The sequence below is a fragment of the Peribacillus sp. Aquil_B1 genome, from assembly GCF_022603275.1.
Lineage (GTDB): Bacteria > Bacillota > Bacilli > Bacillales > DSM-1321 > Peribacillus.
The window spans coordinates 245099-261413 of the sequence record NZ_JAKXEE010000004.1; the positions used below are offsets into that span (position 1 = coordinate 245099).

General features: G+C 41.1%; 13 protein-coding genes and 1 riboswitch. Of the genes, 6 read left to right on the forward strand and 7 right to left on the reverse strand.

Translation table 11 applies throughout. The features are described from left to right. Positions 1-502: 502 nt before the first annotated feature. The 3 genes from MPH60_RS22450 to MPH60_RS22460 form a co-directional block, all read right to left on the reverse strand. On the reverse strand, positions 503-1981 hold the full coding sequence (locus tag MPH60_RS22450; protein WP_241589976.1) for a sodium:solute symporter family protein: 1479 nt from the start codon (positions 1979-1981) through the stop codon (positions 503-505). Next, positions 1978-2178, reverse strand: coding sequence for a DUF3311 domain-containing protein (locus MPH60_RS22455; RefSeq protein WP_048685209.1), 201 nt, complete (start codon positions 2176-2178; stop codon positions 1978-1980). Before MPH60_RS22455 ends, MPH60_RS22450 begins: the two co-directional genes overlap by 4 nt. Before the next feature lie 271 nt (positions 2179-2449). Beyond that, the gene (locus tag MPH60_RS22460) at positions 2450-3793 is read right to left on the reverse strand and encodes an amino acid permease (protein ID WP_241589975.1); all 1344 of its coding nucleotides are present in this window, start codon (positions 3791-3793) and stop codon (positions 2450-2452) included. Positions 3794-3999: 206 nt separating this feature from the next. Beyond that, a riboswitch (glycine riboswitch) is annotated at positions 4000-4078 on the reverse strand. A gap of 501 nt (positions 4079-4579) precedes the next feature. Here MPH60_RS22460 and MPH60_RS22465 point away from each other — a divergent pair. Both MPH60_RS22465 and MPH60_RS22470 read left to right on the forward strand, forming a co-directional pair. Next, on the forward strand, positions 4580-5968 hold the full coding sequence (locus MPH60_RS22465) for an amino acid permease (RefSeq protein ID WP_241589974.1): 1389 nt from the start codon (positions 4580-4582) through the stop codon (positions 5966-5968). A gap of 274 nt (positions 5969-6242) precedes the next feature. Continuing rightward, positions 6243-7592, forward strand: a complete 1350-nt coding sequence (locus tag MPH60_RS22470) for an FAD-binding oxidoreductase (RefSeq protein ID WP_241589973.1) — start codon at positions 6243-6245, stop codon at positions 7590-7592. Positions 7593-7679: 87 nt separating this feature from the next. On the opposite strand, the gene bioA is transcribed toward MPH60_RS22470, so the two are convergent. Genes bioA through MPH60_RS22485 form a run of 3 tightly spaced genes read right to left on the reverse strand, consistent with a single transcriptional unit; the run spans position 7680 to position 10329 of the window. After that, a complete protein-coding gene (gene bioA, locus MPH60_RS22475; protein WP_241589972.1) occupies positions 7680-9062 on the reverse strand; it encodes an adenosylmethionine--8-amino-7-oxononanoate transaminase in 1383 nt (460 codons plus the stop codon). Continuing rightward, complete coding sequence (gene bioD / locus MPH60_RS22480) at positions 9059-9766, reverse strand: dethiobiotin synthase (RefSeq protein ID WP_241589971.1); 708 nt, start codon at positions 9764-9766, stop codon at positions 9059-9061. Before bioD ends, bioA begins: the two co-directional genes overlap by 4 nt. After that, complete coding sequence (locus MPH60_RS22485; protein ID WP_241589970.1) at positions 9745-10329, reverse strand: biotin transporter BioY; 585 nt, start codon at positions 10327-10329, stop codon at positions 9745-9747. The genes bioD and MPH60_RS22485 overlap by 22 nt, the downstream gene beginning before the upstream one ends. Before the next feature lie 498 nt (positions 10330-10827). Between MPH60_RS22485 and bioB the strand changes: the two genes are divergently transcribed. The 4 genes from bioB (at position 10828) to MPH60_RS22505 (ending at position 15158) form a co-directional block, all read left to right on the forward strand. Beyond that, positions 10828-11793, forward strand: a complete 966-nt coding sequence (gene bioB / locus MPH60_RS22490) for a biotin synthase BioB (RefSeq protein WP_241590157.1) — start codon at positions 10828-10830, stop codon at positions 11791-11793. Positions 11794-12572: 779 nt separating this feature from the next. Then, positions 12573-13271, forward strand: a complete 699-nt coding sequence (locus MPH60_RS22495; protein WP_241590156.1) for a polysaccharide deacetylase family protein — start codon at positions 12573-12575, stop codon at positions 13269-13271. A 17-nt stretch (positions 13272-13288) separates the two neighbouring features. Next, entirely contained in the window at positions 13289-13888 is a 600-nt protein-coding gene (locus tag MPH60_RS22500; protein WP_241589969.1) for a DedA family protein, read from the forward strand. Positions 13889-13991: 103 nt separating this feature from the next. Next, positions 13992-15158 (forward strand): MGDG synthase family glycosyltransferase, encoded by a 1167-nt coding sequence (locus tag MPH60_RS22505; protein WP_241589968.1) that lies wholly within the window; start codon positions 13992-13994, stop codon positions 15156-15158. 94 nt (positions 15159-15252) lie between these two features. Here MPH60_RS22505 and MPH60_RS22510 read toward each other — a convergent pair whose 3' ends face one another. After that, entirely contained in the window at positions 15253-16173 is a 921-nt protein-coding gene (locus tag MPH60_RS22510; RefSeq protein ID WP_241589967.1) for a helix-turn-helix transcriptional regulator, read from the reverse strand. Positions 16174-16315 lie beyond the last annotated feature (142 nt).

Genomic DNA, 16315 nt, shown 5'->3' on the forward strand with positions numbered 1-16315 from the left:
CACGAGTAAAAGCGTAAAATTAGAGTATTTGGCTCGGAAGCATTACGATGCATTTTATTTGCCAACTGCGAAAGCTCATAATTCATGATATATAGTCATTCTTTATTAGGGTGGCTATTTATTTTGAATTTTCATCAATGATAATAAAAAATACATAATGTAAGGCGGAATGCTAATGTCAAATAGATCTCAGTTCGGTTTTATCCTGATTTTAATAGCTTTCGTAATATCGATTACTTTTTGCTTTAACCCTAAATTATTAATACCTAGAGGATATGATTTAGGTATTGATGGCCTCGTAGTATCCAGAAACTTGATGATTATTTTTTCGTTGTATTTATTAGTTAAAATAGGGGATTTGATTATAAACAAAAAAGATCAATAGCCTGAAATGAGATTCCTATAATCAATCTTGAGATGCTTTGGGTGTCGATAATAAAGAAGGCTCAGTCTTTTGACTGAGCCTTCTTTATTATCCAAAATAACCGGTTTCAAATTAGCTTCATATATCGTTAACGGATTTAGGTTCCAACAGAACCGTGTGCTTTCTGAAAGCAAGACTTACCGTGATCATCACAATGAAATTGACTGCCAATGCGATGATTCCCACATTCAAATCTTTCGCTGCTTGCGGCAAGGATGGAAACAAGGTCCCTATTGTCGAATGACTGAGTGTAATGCAGATTACGATGGCCAATCCTGTAATGATGCCGGCGATTGCGCCAAATTTATTGATCGGATTATTCCTTCTCAGACTAAAGAGAAGGGATGGGAAAAGCTGTGTGATGAGGCTATATCCCATTAGAATTAATGCGGACATCGTTTCGCCGCCGTTTAAGGTGAAGTAGACGGCTATAAGGGCAATGACTGGAACAAGAAACTTTGCCAATCGTACAACATGGCGATCTGATACTGCAGGTGCAAATTCCTTATAGACGTTTTTTGCGAGCAGTGTGGCGACGCTCATCAAAAGCATGGATCCCGGCACCAAGGCAGTCAGCAATCCAGCTCCGCCGATTATGCCTATAAACCATGGATCAAAGGTCTCGATCGAAAGGCGAAGCAATGACAGGTCTGCATCTGCCCCAACGAGTCCGGGCACTTTCAATATAGCTGTAAACCCAACGAAAAAGACGAATAACAGCATGAGAGTATATAAAGGGCTGATGATGGCATTTTTTCGAAATACCTTGCCGCTGCGTGCTGAATAGACTGCGCTGAAAACCTGGGGCCACATATAGAAACCGAATACGAGCAATATTACCGTGGAGATGAACCATGATACGCTAAGTCCCTGATCTGGGAACTTTAGAAAACCAGGCTTGGCCGCATCAATCGCTTCAAACATCGGCTGAAATCCGCCAAAGTAATGAATCGGCAGATAAATCCCCAAAAATCCTATTATGGCGACCATCATGATATCTTTAATGACCGCTGTCCAAACTGAACCGTGTATACCGGAGATCATCACATAAATGGTAAGGCTGATCGCCCCCATCCAAACTGCCTCAGACATAGAGATGGCACCATAAGATGCTTCTGAGACAATGATCCCCAATCCTTTCAGCTGCACGACGATCACAGGAATCATCGACACCACACCGACAAGCGCAGCCAAAATTCCTAAACCGGGACTCTTATATTTGCTTACAAAGAAATCGGATTGAGACATCAGTTTATTTTCTTTGGCATATCTCCATATTTCCGGTAGGAGCCAATAGGATAATACGTAAGACAAAGTAATGTAAATTAGAACATATAGAGCGGGTGCGCCCTTGCCATAAGCCCAGCCGCTGCCGCCAAGGAAGGAGAAGGTCGTATAGATTTCCCCGGCCATCAGCAGAAAGACGAATATCGCACCAAAACCGCGTCCGCCAACCGTCCATTGTTCCAAGTCCATATCTTTTCCTTTTGAAGAGCGTAGGCCTAAAAATATCGATAGAAGTAAAAATGCTAAAATGATTAAGAGAGCGATATTCATTCCTGGTCACCTTCCCGATTCCTGGGATCCAGCTTATACATGATGCCCAGTATGGCAGAGGTAAGGACCACCCACATAGCCATCCAGAACATATTGAAAGGCATCCCTAATACATATGGTTCTATTTTATTAACAAAAGGCAGAAATCCTAGTATGCCTATAAAAGGAACTAGAGTAAGAATATATATGATCTTCATAAAAAACCCCTCCGTTTTAATAAAGTGAAACGCCCATCAATGGGGTTTATTCTTCAATGCCACTGATGGATGGGTGAACCAAACCGGGATGAAAAATTCATACATGACGGAAAAGGTCCGATAATATATATTAGCTTACACTATTTTGATATAAAATTTAATGCAGTTGCCTGATATATTTGTGCAACAGTGCGCCGACAGCCGAACCCTTGATATGTTCATAAGACAGATAAAGCCATGAATTCATAGTGAGTTCAAGGCTTTATTTCCTTTAGCTATATTTTTTCCGAGTATTATATAGTATCACCAAGAGTAGGAACCAGATCGGGGTCAAGAGCAGTGATAGTCGTGTAGCTTCAGCGAATAGCATGACAATAAGGATGAACAGGAATAATCCTAAAATGGCGTAATTGACAAAGGGTGTAAAAGGAGCCTTGAAAGTCGATTTTGCTCTTAGGTCAGGCCTTGTTTTCGAATATTTGATATGGGAAATCAAGATAATGCTCCATACCCATATGAAACAGATGGCACTGATGGTCGTCACGACGGTAAACGCCTGTTCCGGTATCAGCTTGCTTAATAATGCCCCTATTGATACAACGATTGTGGATGTTAATAAGGCATTGCTCGGAACGGCCTGTTTATTTAATTTTTCCAGTTTAGCAGGGGCTTCGCCATTCCTGCTTAACGTATAAAGTATTCGGCTCGTTGAAAATAAACCGCTGTTGCATGCAGAAGCAGCGGATGTCAAAACGACGAAGTTGATGATCCCTGCAGCGACAGGAATGCCGATTAAAGCAAAGACCTCTACAAATGGGCTGCTCGTGGCATCCAGTTGTGTCCATGGGTTGACGCAGAGAATGACGAATAGTGCACCAACATAGAAAAGTAAAATCCGGACAGGGATTTTATTGATGGCAGATGGAATGTTCTTTCTCGGGTTTGCCGTTTCTGCTGCGGAAACCCCGACCAATTCGACACCGACAAATGAGAAGACGACCAGCTGTAAAGATAATAGGAATCCGGAAATGCCATTGGGGAACATACCCCCATGATTCCATAGGTTCGTTACGGAAACCGTTCCGGTATTGGTATTGAAGCCGATGATCAAAAGGACGATTCCCACGATGATCAAGGCGATGATCGTGATTACTTTAATGATGGCAAACCAGAATTCCAATTCACCAAATAACTTAACGGTCAATAGGTTCAATCCTAATAGAATGACTAGGCATATTAGAGCCGGAATCCATTGAGGGATATCGAACCAATATTGCATATAGACGCCGACAGCTATGATATCGGCCATTGCGGTCATGATCCAACAGAACCAATATGTCCACCCTGTCACGAAGCCGGCCCATGGACCGACATATTCGGTTGCAAATTCAGTGAAAGATGTATACCCTGCATTGGATAAGAGCAATTCCCCTAGTGCCCTCATTACAAAAAACAAGGCAATCCCTATTATCAGATAGGAAAATAATATAGAAGGTCCTGCCAATTGTATGGCTTTTCCGGAACCTAAAAATAATCCGGTGCCAATGGTTCCTCCTATTGCGATCAGTTGTACATGTCTATTTTTTAAATCTCTTTTTAATTCTTGTTTTGCCAATTCTTACGCCCCCGTTTTTATAGTCTTGGTAGTAATTGAGTTTACCTGCATGGTTTTGGAGAGAGGGACGTGATTTTTTTCGTCCAGCTTGCCTTTTCCATTGGTTTTAAAGCTGTTGTTTTTAGTCCAACCACAAAATGGACAATAAAAAAAGAGATTGGATAATACCAATCTCTTAAAGGGCTCAGAATAACAATTTTATCATTCGTTACTCTTCTGTCCTTTTGCCTGAGATTGTGAATCCTTCGGCGCTGCATCTTGTACAGTCTCTCCAGAAGCTGCTCCTGCTATAGTGTCATCCATAGCATTCATCGCTTGCTTGTATGCGGTTGTAAATGAATGTCGACAGTGATAATCTACCACTGCTGAATCATTCATTATGCTTATAAAATAATATTGGAATTCTATCATCTATTTTTCGGAAGGTCAACAAGTTTTTTTGAAGTGAAAATGGCAATAGCTACAGTTTTATAGTGGTCTTAATTTTTATTAACGTACTTGAAAAATTTGTTTTTTGGATGATCACTATTATGAAATATTGAACATCATTTTTTTGAAATGATATTTTTAGATAAGGGAAATTACCAAGATATATTTGGTAACTGTTTATTTCAAAAATACAATTGTATTTTTACAGAATATTTACTATTATAAGATAAGAAAACATAATTGAAGTGTTATTGATATTTTTTTCGATGGAGCATTTCTAACCGCAATAATTAATAGAGAGTCGTTCGTGTTAAGGATGGAAAAGCATTACCGATATTGCATCTGGGGGAGTTAAACATGTCGAACAAGGAATTAAAGAGAGGGCTGGAAGCACGTCACATTCAAATGATAGCTTTGGGCGGAACCATCGGTGTCGGGTTATTCATGGGATCGGCGAGCACGATCAAATGGACCGGGCCCTCTGTAATGCTTGCTTATGCCATCGCAGGTATTTTTATATTTTTCATCATGCGTTCCATGGGTGAGATGCTCTATTTAGAACCGACTACAGGTTCTTTTGCAACCTTTGCGAGCAGCTATATACATCCTTTGGCAGGTTATATGACTGCTTGGAGCAATTGGTTTCAATGGGTAATCGTCGGAATGTCCGAAATCATCGCGGTTGGGTTGTATATGCAATATTGGTTCCCGGATTTACCGGCTTGGATACCAGGTGTGGTCGCCATGATCATCTTGGGGGCGGCCAACCTCATTTCAGTTAAATCCTTCGGGGAATTTGAATTCTGGTTTGCGCTAATCAAAATCATAACGATCATATTGATGATCGTTGCCGGCCTAGGCCTTATCTTCTTTGGAATAGGGAATGGCGGGGATGCGATTGGATTATCGAATCTATGGGAAAATGGCGGCTTCTTTACGGGAGGCTGGACAGGATTCTTCTTTGCGCTTTCCCTTGTCGTGGCATCCTATCAAGGCGTTGAGCTTATCGGCATCACAGCCGGAGAAGCGAAAGATCCAACGAAGACCGTAACAAAAGCTATCCAATCAATCATATGGCGTATATTAATTTTCTATATTGGTGCCATATTCGTCATCGTGACAGTCTTCCCTTGGGATCAACTGGATGACTTAGGAAGCCCATTCGTTTCAACCTTTGCCAAAATAGGTATCACAGCAGCAGCAGGAATCATCAATTTTGTCGTAATCACTGCGGCCATGTCTGGATGCAACAGTGGGATTTTCAGTGCAGGGCGTATGCTTTACACACTGGCATTGAATGGCCAAGCTCCGAAAATCTTTGCTAAAGTATCTAAAAATGGAGTGCCGGCATATTGTACGATCGCTGTACTTTTAGGATTGGGCATCGGGGTTATCCTGAACTACCTTGCACCGCCGCAATTATTCCTTTATGTGTACAGTGCGAGTGTATTACCTGGGATGATTCCATGGTTTGTCTTACTTATCAGTGAGCTTAAATTCAGAAAGGTAAATGCCGCTGAAATGGAGAAGCATCCGTTCAAGATGCCGTTGGCCCCTTTCAGTAACTATGCGACAATAGCCTTTTTACTGATGGTGCTGGTCGGTATGTGGATCAATCCTAGTACAAGAATTTCCTTGGTTGTCGGAATCGTTTTCCTAGCCTTGGTTGTAGCAAGTTATTACATGCTGAAAATGGATAAACGAACACCATTGGATGTTAAATCCGATGATGAAATTTCGAGATAAGAAACTCTATTAGAAAGCCCTTCTCTTAATTCGAGAAGGGCTTTTTTGTCTTTGAGGATCAATTGTTGGAATTCAAGAGTAAAACAGTGGAATTCACGAGTAAAGTAGATGAATTCACGAGTAAAACAGCGAAATTCACGAGTAAATGCATGGAATTCACGAGTAAAGCTAAATTGACCCCATTACAAGTGAGGGACAGCAAGGGGAATGTGTCTTCCTGACAGATTTTTTCATAGGATGTAACATCATCTTTACCCGAGGAAGGGGTTATATTTTGGAAAGAACAAAGCTTACGGGGCGGGTCGTTACACCTAATGATGCTGAGTATGAGCATGCCAGGATAAATAATAACTTAAGTTTTTCTAAATTCCCAAAGGTCATTGTGTTTTGTCAAAATTCCAATGATGTGTTGAATTCATTGAAGTGGGCCCGGGAAAATCATACACCTTTCCGGGTAAGGAGCGGCAGGCATAGTTATGAAAATTTTTCATTAGTGAATGGCGGTTTAATCATTGATATAAGTGAAATGTACAATATCAAGGTCAACCGTGAAAAAATGATTGCAAAAATCGAAGCCGGAGCTGATTTAGGTCAAGTATATAATACGCTATGGAAGTATGGCACGACGATTCCGGCTGGGACCGAAAGCAGTGTTGGTCTTGTAGGCCTTACGCTCGGCGGTGGAATAGGTATGTTATCGAGACGCTTTGGACTTACTTGCGACAATTTGCTTGAAATAGAAATGGTAAGGGCGTGCGGAAAGAGGGGCGCCAAACTCATTAAAGCAAATAGGAAAATAAATAGTGATTTATTTTGGGCATGCTGCGGGGGAGGAGGGGGAAACTTTGGCATAGTCACATCTCTTACCTTCAGGGTACACCCAGTATCAAGGGTATCTATTTTCTCCGTCACATGGGGATGGAAAGATTTTGAAGAGGTGTTTGAAGCCTGGCAGGATTGGGCCCCTCAAGTTGAAGAGTGTTTAACTTCTGAAATCGAATTCAAGTCAAAGGAAGTAAACCAAATTATCGCTCAAGGTGAATTTGTTGGGCCATCAAATAGGCTGCAGCAGCTTCTAAAGCCTTTGACGAGAGCAGGTTCTCCAACAAATATCATGATAAAGGAAGTCCCGTACATTGATGCTGTGCAATTTTTTAATGATCCAAGTGGAAATCGACCGGCCTATCGCAAGCGGTCGGGGTCTTTCATTGAAAAACATTTTCAACGGCAAGCAATCTTGACGATGAAGCATTTTCTGGAAAACGCTCCAAATGAAAATGCCGCCATTTGGCACCAATCCCTAGGAGGGGAAGCTGGCCGTGTGGCCCGAAATGAAACGGCTTTTTATTATCGGGATGCCATCATCGCCCAGGAGTATCTGGCTACATGGACGAATCCAGAAGAAGAGCGGCAAAACATCCAGTGGATCAAAGAACTTAAATGCGCTTTGTCACCATATACTACAGGTGACTACGTGAATTGGCCGGATATCCTCATCGAAGATTGGCCAACTGCGTACTATGGAGAAAATTTCAAGCGGCTTCGGGAAGTGAAAACGAGATATGATCCATACAATACGTTTATATTCCCTCAAAGTATACCGCCTTTTAAGAAGTGGGTCTGAAAGAAGTTCCTATAGATTTAGTTCCAATATCACAATTAAAAGAATAGAAGGAACCGGATGAGCTCTGCTCTTCCGGTTCTTTGTGCATCAGTTAGCTGCTGGAATCAAACCTTTATGAATGGAGACTTCCTTAATGGCACGATAGACGGTTTGGACCATGAAATCGAGTTCCTTTTCTGACATGGAAAGGATCGGCATCATCGTGATGACTGGACCAAGTTCCCGAATGATCAGGCCATTTTCCCGTGCTGTATGGATGATTCCGGAAACGACATTCTCTTGAAGGGTGAACGTTTCTTTTGTTTGGCGGTCTTTAACGATTTCCACTCCAATCATGAAGCCGCGCTGGCGGATATCGCCGACTATCGGGAGTTCGTATAGCGTTTCCAGTTTTTCGGATAGGTATTTTGATTTTTTCTGGATGTCTTCAATGAGATTGCGGCTTTCCATTAGCTCGATATTCTTCAGGGCCAGTGCACAGGCTAGCTGATTTCCTGTATAAGTGTGGCCGTGATAGAAGGTTTTATGTTCTTCTCTTTCCCCCAAAAAGGATTGAAAGATTTGCTCAGTCATGATGGTGGCTGCGAGTGGCATATATCCCCCAGTGATCCCTTTGCCCATGCACATGATATCAGGGACGACATCTTCCTGTTCGCAGGCAAACATTGTACCGGTGCGACCGAATCCTACGGCCACCTCGTCACAAATTAAGAGGATATTGTACTTTTTGCATAATTGTTCGACCTCTTTCAAAAAGCCATGGGGATGGGTTATGATGCCTGCTGCCCCCTGCACGAGCGGCTCGATAATCAATCCTGCAATTTCCTCTGATTGTTGTTGCAGTAACTTCTCCAGTTCCTTCAAGCAATGGTTTTTTACCGCTTCTTGATCTCCATACTCAGTCATGTGATAGGCATATGGTGAAGGGGCGGAAATCCGTTGGAATAAGAGGGGCTTAAAGATTCTATGGTAAAGATCCATTCCGCCCACACTCACAGCTCCGACAGTATCGCCGTGGTATGCTTCGTCAAGGGAGACGAATTTGTTTTTATTCTGATGCTTGATGGGGTCGATATTCTGCCAATATTGATATGCGACTTTAAGGGCGATTTCAACAGCGGCAGATCCCGTGTCTGAGTAAAAGACTTTCGATAAAGAACCAGGAGTGATCTCGGCCAGTTTTTTTGCCAGTAAGATCGATGGTACATTCGCAGATCCAAGCAGTGTGGAGTGCGCGACTTTATTCACTTGTTCAATTAGGGCGCCGTTTAATTCCGGCTCGTTATGCCCGTGCACGTTCACCCATAATGAAGCATAGCCATCAAGGTAGCGTTTGCCCTCCACATCAATTAGGTAGCTGCCTTCGCCGCTTTCGATGATCAGCGGTTTACTTTCCCGATACGTTTTCATTTGTGTGAACGGATGCCATACATATTCCTTATCCCATTGTTCTAAATCCTGACTGTTCATGCTTTGAACACCTCTTTCAGTTGTTGGGTATAATTTTGATCACTAAGTAAATCAAGGATGCAGATCCTCAAGTCTTTTCTGACATCGGCCAGTGTTGGGATGCAGGCGAGGCCATTCAGCCCAGTGAGCTTTTCAATGGTTTCGATATTATCTTGATGAATCCGATTTTCCGGCCGGTAATGATTATACAAAATGGCTTTCACGTTTATATCATGGACTTGGGCATATGAATGGGTCGTCACGACATCATGAATCGCCCCTAAACCGCTTGTGGATACGATGAGGACAGGCATGCCGCAATCCTTTATGAAATCCGCCGTCATATAGAAACCTTCCGTTCGTTCAATAAGCGGCACAGCCAATCCGCCAGCGCCCTCGACTAATACGATGTCATACATTTCCTCAAGTTCATGAACCCTTTCCACGACTTTCTTCTCATCGATAAGACTGCCGGTCAATTTAATCGCCAAATGTGGGGAGGTTTCGGGTTTCAGAGTGTAAAACCCTGAGTCCTTTACACCGAGTTCCTGCTCAAACCAAGAAATATCCGGGTATGTATGATTTTCCTCATTGATTCCAGTTTGAAATGGCTTGAAGATCGTGACGCTTTTTCCCAATGTTTGAAGAGACAGATAGAGTGCACTCGTGACGATGGTCTTTCCAATATCCGTGCCAGTTCCGGTTATAAAGTAGGCTTGGCCCATGGATGATTCAGCTCCTTTACGTTTATATATCTTGCAATGCGCGGACGTACTTGTTGAATGATGACAGCACATAGAATGCATAGTATTAAATCACCGGGTACAGGTAACAAGAAGCCGTAAAGAATTGTCTGGTTGATGGAAAGCGGCGTTTCAACAATCCACTTCATCGCACCATACAGCCAGATGCAGCCGAAAAGGTAAACTGTCAGCAAAGAGGCGGCATTAGCATAAAATATGGAACGAATCGTGGAGAGGGAAAACCGGTTGATCAGCCATCCGTTTACATAGGCTCCCAGTATATATCCGAGCAAATAGCCGAATGTAGGTTTGAATATATAGCCGAATCCCCCGCCTTCAGCAAACACGGGCACCCCGATAAGTCCGATCAAGACGTAGCATAACTGACTGAGCATTCCAAGCCGGGGCCCCAATAATGCGCCTGCCAAATAGACTGCCAGAATTTGCAGTGTAAATGGTATGTAAGGGATAGGTATTTTAATAAAGGCGCCAATGGCAGTTAACGCGGTAAAAAGGGCCACATAGGAAATCGTCCTTGCTTTCAAGTTTTCAACCTCCTTTTTTGAAAGTGCAGGCAAAATGCCCACTATTAGTTTGCCTGATTCTCATTTTATATGTCAACTAATTTATAAATTTAGTTAACATATTAAACACCATCTTTCCTAGGATTTAAAGGACAGACTAGGAAAATATTGAAAAAAGACCATTGAATAATATTTTGTTAGTATGTTATTATTCTATCGATATGTTAACTTAAAATATTTAAGGTTAACAAATTTAATTGCATTGCTAAATGTTAAGTGCTCCCCAATGTGGTTGATGGTGCACATGCGACCACTTGGTTGGAAGGGAAAATGGCTTGGAGATGGAGACACCCGCGGTTGGAGCAACAGGATATATTGCAGGCAGCTGGTCTTTATTTACCAGACTGGGTTATGCTCCTTTTCTAGGAATTGCATAGTCAAGGAATCCATAAACCAGCGATTCGGCACACAATAAAGAAAAGAGGGATAGGTTTGGAAACACTGATAAAGGATTGGAAGATGTTAGCAGAGAACGTTATCAAAGGATATAAAGTGACGGAGGAAGAGGCATTATCCATCGTACAAGCCCCAGACGAAGAGGTTTTGGAAATTTTGAATGCAGCCTACTTGATACGCAAGCATCATTATGGGAAAAAAGTTAAATTGAATATGATCATCAATACGAAATCAGGATTATGTCCCGAAGATTGCGGCTACTGCTCGCAGTCGATCGTATCGGAAGCCCCGATTGATAAATATGCTTGGCTGACGAAAGAAAAGATTGTCGAGGGAGCGCAAGAATCAATTCGTCGCAAAGCGGGTACTTATTGCATCGTTGCGTCTGGCCGTCGTCCGACCAACAGAGAAATCGATCATGTCATTGAAGCGGTGAAAGAAATCCGCGAAACGACGGATCTTAAAATCTGCTGCTGTTTAGGTTTCCTTAATGAGGAACATGCGGGCAAACTAGCGGAAGCAGGCGTTCATCGCTACAACCACAATTTGAATACATCACAGGAAAACTACAGTAAAATTACATCGACGCATACATATGAAGATCGGGTAGATACAGTCGAAGCTGTGAAAGAAGCCGGAATGTCGCCATGTTCTGGTGCCATTTTCGGTATGGGGGAATCTGAGTCGGAAGCGGTGGAAATCGCCCTATCCTTACGCAGCCTTGATGCAGATTCCATTCCTTGTAATTTTCTCAATGCAATTGACGGAACGCCGCTTGAGGGAACTTCCGAGTTGACTCCCACTAAATGCCTGAAATTGATTTCGATGATGAGATTCGTTAATCCGAGTAAAGAAATCCGTCTGGCCGGCGGTCGTGAGGTCAATCTCCGTTCCATGCAGCCCATGGCACTTTATGCAGCCAATTCCATCTTCGTCGGCGATTATTTAACGACAGCGGGTCAAGAACCCACAGCCGATTGGGGAATCATCGAAGACCTTGGATTTGAAATTGAAGAATGTGCTCTTTAATTGGAATCTTTTAAAAAACACCCTTCAGGGTGTTTTTTTCAGTTTGTCGATAAAATACTGTTTTATGAAACCTTTACTGAATTCAAGAAATGAACTGAATGTTTTTTGGGGGGAGTTAATATAGAATGTTGATTTCCTCTCCAGGCACTCGCTTTTCGCGGGCGGTCCGGGAGCCTCCTCGGCGCTTTGCGCCTGTGGGGTCTCCCTTGGCCTCGCATTTCCCGCAGGAGTCTCGCGCCTTCCGTTCCAATCAACTTTTTTTAAAAAATTTAGATAGAACCCCATTTTTCGACAAAAGGAGGTTCGGATTGATCTCACCCCGAACCATGATAATAAAACAAGACCAGATTACACTTAATGTTTTTTTCCTGTAATCTTCATTAGATTGAAGAAATTTGCGAGACTCCTGCCGAAAAACTGGCTAGCCGAGACCCCACAGCCGCTTGCGGTGAGGAGGCTTGGCAGACAGTCGGCGGAAAGGGAGCGGGTTTCTGAAATCAACTGAACACTTTTCAAAAACTGCAGGGGAACCCGTTTTCTTCTTTAGTCTGGGTGTTTTATGATTTTGCTGTAAGCGGGCCATTGGTCTGGAAATCTTTACAAAAATAAAAAAATAATTGATAAGTGAAAATAGTGAAAAAAAAATGCTAAATTGTAAGGAGAGGTTTTTTAACGAATTACCTCAATATAATAATATTTGCAGCATTGTGGTAAATGATTATGATAAAGGGAAAGGATCGGTATTGGTAATATCAATAATGAGAGGATAGTTTTGTGTGATGCATATATGGCTGATTAGTTTTATTATTTTATTATTGCTATTAATCTTTTATACGATTATCCCAACCGTGGTTATTCGTGTATGCAGTCTGGGAATAACAAAGAAAATCAATTCGAATAATGGGATTGCGCTAACATTCGATGATGGCCCAAACCCTGAATATACAATAAAATTACTTGATCTTTTAAAAGAGTATGAGATAAAGGCCACATTTTTTGTTGTTGGCAGTAAGGTGAAAAGTAATCCTGAGATTATTAAAAGAATGCATGAAGAGGGACATACTATCGGTATCCATCATTTTCATCATGTTTCAAGTTGGGTGTTATCACCAATCCATCTATGGAAACAGTTGGAGATGACTGAAAAGGCGATAAATGAAGTTACGAATGAAAAGGTTGTTTTTTATAGACCGCCATGGGGTCATTTTAATCTATTCACCCCACTTTTCAGTAAGAAATATAGAGTGATAATTTGGTCCGGCATCTTCGGGGACTGGAAGGCCGAAAATTGCAGAAATACTTTGCTTGATCAACTGCGAAGCACTTCGACGGAAGGTTCCATCCTGTTGCTTCATGACTGTGGTGAAACCTTGGGAGCGGATAAAGAAGCACCAGGCTATATGATTGAAATGTTAAAAATTTACCTGCAGGAGAGTAAGGAAAAAGGAATACACTTTATTACTTTAAAAGACTTATAACTAATTCTGGGGGTATTATGAATATAGATACGCTTTTACATTTTATTGATACATATGGATACCTGATCATTTTTCTTTTTTTATTCTTCGGCATTGTGGGAGTGCCTGCTCCAGAAGAATCACTTTTATTTCTGATTGGGGTGTTGGTAGCACAAGGTAAGCTCTCACTGGGTTTGGCCATGCTGTGTGCAATTCTCGGTGCCTTTATCGGAATGCTTGCAGCTTATGCATGCGGAAAATATGTGGGGTATCCATTTATAAATAAATATGGAAGATTCATTGGGATTACGACTGAACGCTGGGAGAAAGCAAAGAAAAACTATACGGATAATGCACAAAAAACCTTAGTATTGGGATTTTATATTCCGGGAATAAGACAAATCAGTCCATATTTCGCAGGAATCTCTTCTATACCTTTTCGGAAATACTTTCTATTTTCCCTATTAGGCACTATTCTATGGACCGTCCCTTTTATAGTGGCCGGTTATTATATCGGGGATGCTTTTAATGTTAATCCCAAATATGTTCCATATTTAGGGCTTGTATTTTTAGTGATTTTTGCACTATATGTTACTATCAAATATGTGAAAAAGAGAAAACTAATGTCCAAAAGTTGAGTCGGCTCCTTATTATAAAAAAGTTGGAAATTTATTGTAAGAGGAAGATATCATGAACTATATATTTTGTATTTTCAGAATGATTTCTTAGGAGATGACACATATGAAGAAGATTTTGTTTTTACCTCTCTTTCGAATGCAATCGGGACATCATCAAGTTGCAGAGGCATTAATGGATATGTTAAAAAAGCATTCAAATGGGATTACTTATAAGAAAATCGATCTAATCAGTTATACCAATACCTCTCTAGAAAAAATCATTGTAAATAGTTATCTTACATGGATCCGTTATGCGCCGGAAACCTATAATCTTGCCTATAAGAATCTGTTTTATGTGCACACGCCAAAGGAACGGATATTTAAGTGGTATCAGCAATTATTCATGAATAAATTGGAACAATTGATAGCAGAAGAAAAGCCTGATTTAATTGTGTGTACACACGGTTTCCCTTCCTATCTTTTAAGTCAGCTAAAGATGAAAGGGAAGTGCGGCACACCGGTTATAAACGTGTACACGGATTACTTTATTAATAATGTGTGGGGAAGAGAAGGAATAGATGCCCATTTTCTGCCTTGTCAAGAAGTGAAAGAAAAGCTGATGAGTAAGCGTCAAATACCAAAACAAACGATGATGGTCACTGGCATCCCCGTGCACGAGGAAATCACTAAAAATGCCCGTGTCCAAAGAAACACAGCACGGCCAAAAATTTTGATATCCGGAGGAAATAGCGGTCTGGGAGGGATTTTAAACTTAGGTGATGAGTTAAAGAATTCAACCGACTTTGATTATTTAGTCCTTTGCGGAAATAACAACAAGCTTTATGAAGAAATCGAAACATGGAACTTACCACATATCAAACCATTGCCTTATATCTCATCAAGGTCTGAAATGAATAAGCTTTATGAAGAAGTTGACGCAATCGTTACGAAACCGGGCGGTGTCACGATCAGCGAAGCATTGCGAAAAAGGCTTCCCATTTTTGTTCATTCGAGGCTTCCCGGGCAGGAGGAAATTAATCTGCAATATTTAAAACAACAAGGACTTGTATTTAAACTTAATCAGAAAACGCCTTTTGAAAAACAATTGCTGAGTATATTGAAGGATCCGAAAAAAATGAAAAAGTGGAACACATCCATAGAAGCTTATCATAAGGAAATAGAGTTGGAGAAACCTGAGGGAATAGTGGAGGTCATGAAATTGATCCTTAATCTTAATCAAAATGGAACACCTTCCTATCTAACCCGACGGCCCAAACTTCTTTATAGCTGATCTCAGTAAGAAAGGCCTTTTATGCTAGTGAAGTCATTGACCATAGTTTAATGCATACTTAACAGGAAGGCTGCTGAATCAGTAGCCTTCCTGTTTAAAATGTCTCGTAAATGATAGAGCCTGTCTGAGAAATATCATAATCACCTAAAGCTTTGATTTCAGCTTGAAATGAATTCGATGATAAAATGCGCTTAACAACGTTTATGAGCTGTTCGTTTTTCGGAGATTTTAAAATAACAAGGTCATAACGCTCTGTGATTAATGGGACAAAGTCAATCCCAACGATTTTTGCAGCTTTTTCAATTCCAACACCCACATCCGCTATTCCAGCAGAAACAGCTGAAGCCACACTTAAGTGGTTGGTCTCTTCGTTTTCATATCCCTTAAGTTTTTTAGAAGATATACTGTGAATTCTTAGTTGCTCATCAAGAAGAATTCGTGCTCCCGATCCTCTTTCTCGATTGATGATGGCCAAGTCTTTATGTTTTAAATCAGTCCAAGTTGTGAGGCCAAAAGGATTTCCCTTTTTAACATATAAACCAGCTTTCCTTGAAACAAGATTAAGTAAAATATAAGGATAACCCACCAAAATCTTTTTTATATAAGGAAGATTATATTCCCCGGTATCTCCATCAAACATATGCAAACTAACGATATCGGAGTCCCCATTGTACATGGATATAAGACCGCTTAAACTACCTGTATTAGATCGTAATGTTTTATAGCTGGTGTCCTTCTGAATGTACTGCCCTAGTATATCTAACACCATGTCTTGACCGCTTATGACAAGGGAATCCTTAACTTCGTTTTTAGGGGAATCGGCAACAGGAACTGGGGATGTACTGGACTTATGGTTATTAATATACAACTCCAAGTCTTTTGCATCCATTCTCATCTGCCTTCCCACACGGAATATTGGGAGGTCCCCTTTTTTAACAAGATCATAAATTGTCAATTTAGATACCTTTAAAAGCTGTGCTAGTTCCTCAATCGTATAGGAAAGCTCTTTTGACATGTGCATCCCTCCGTTCTTTATTGTATCTTAGAGTCCTTAAAAAAGTAAATTCACAGCAAAAAAGGGCATTGATTAAAACCTTTCATACGTCTTATACTAGTTATAATTAGATATAACTAATTATAACTAGTGAGGAAGGAAG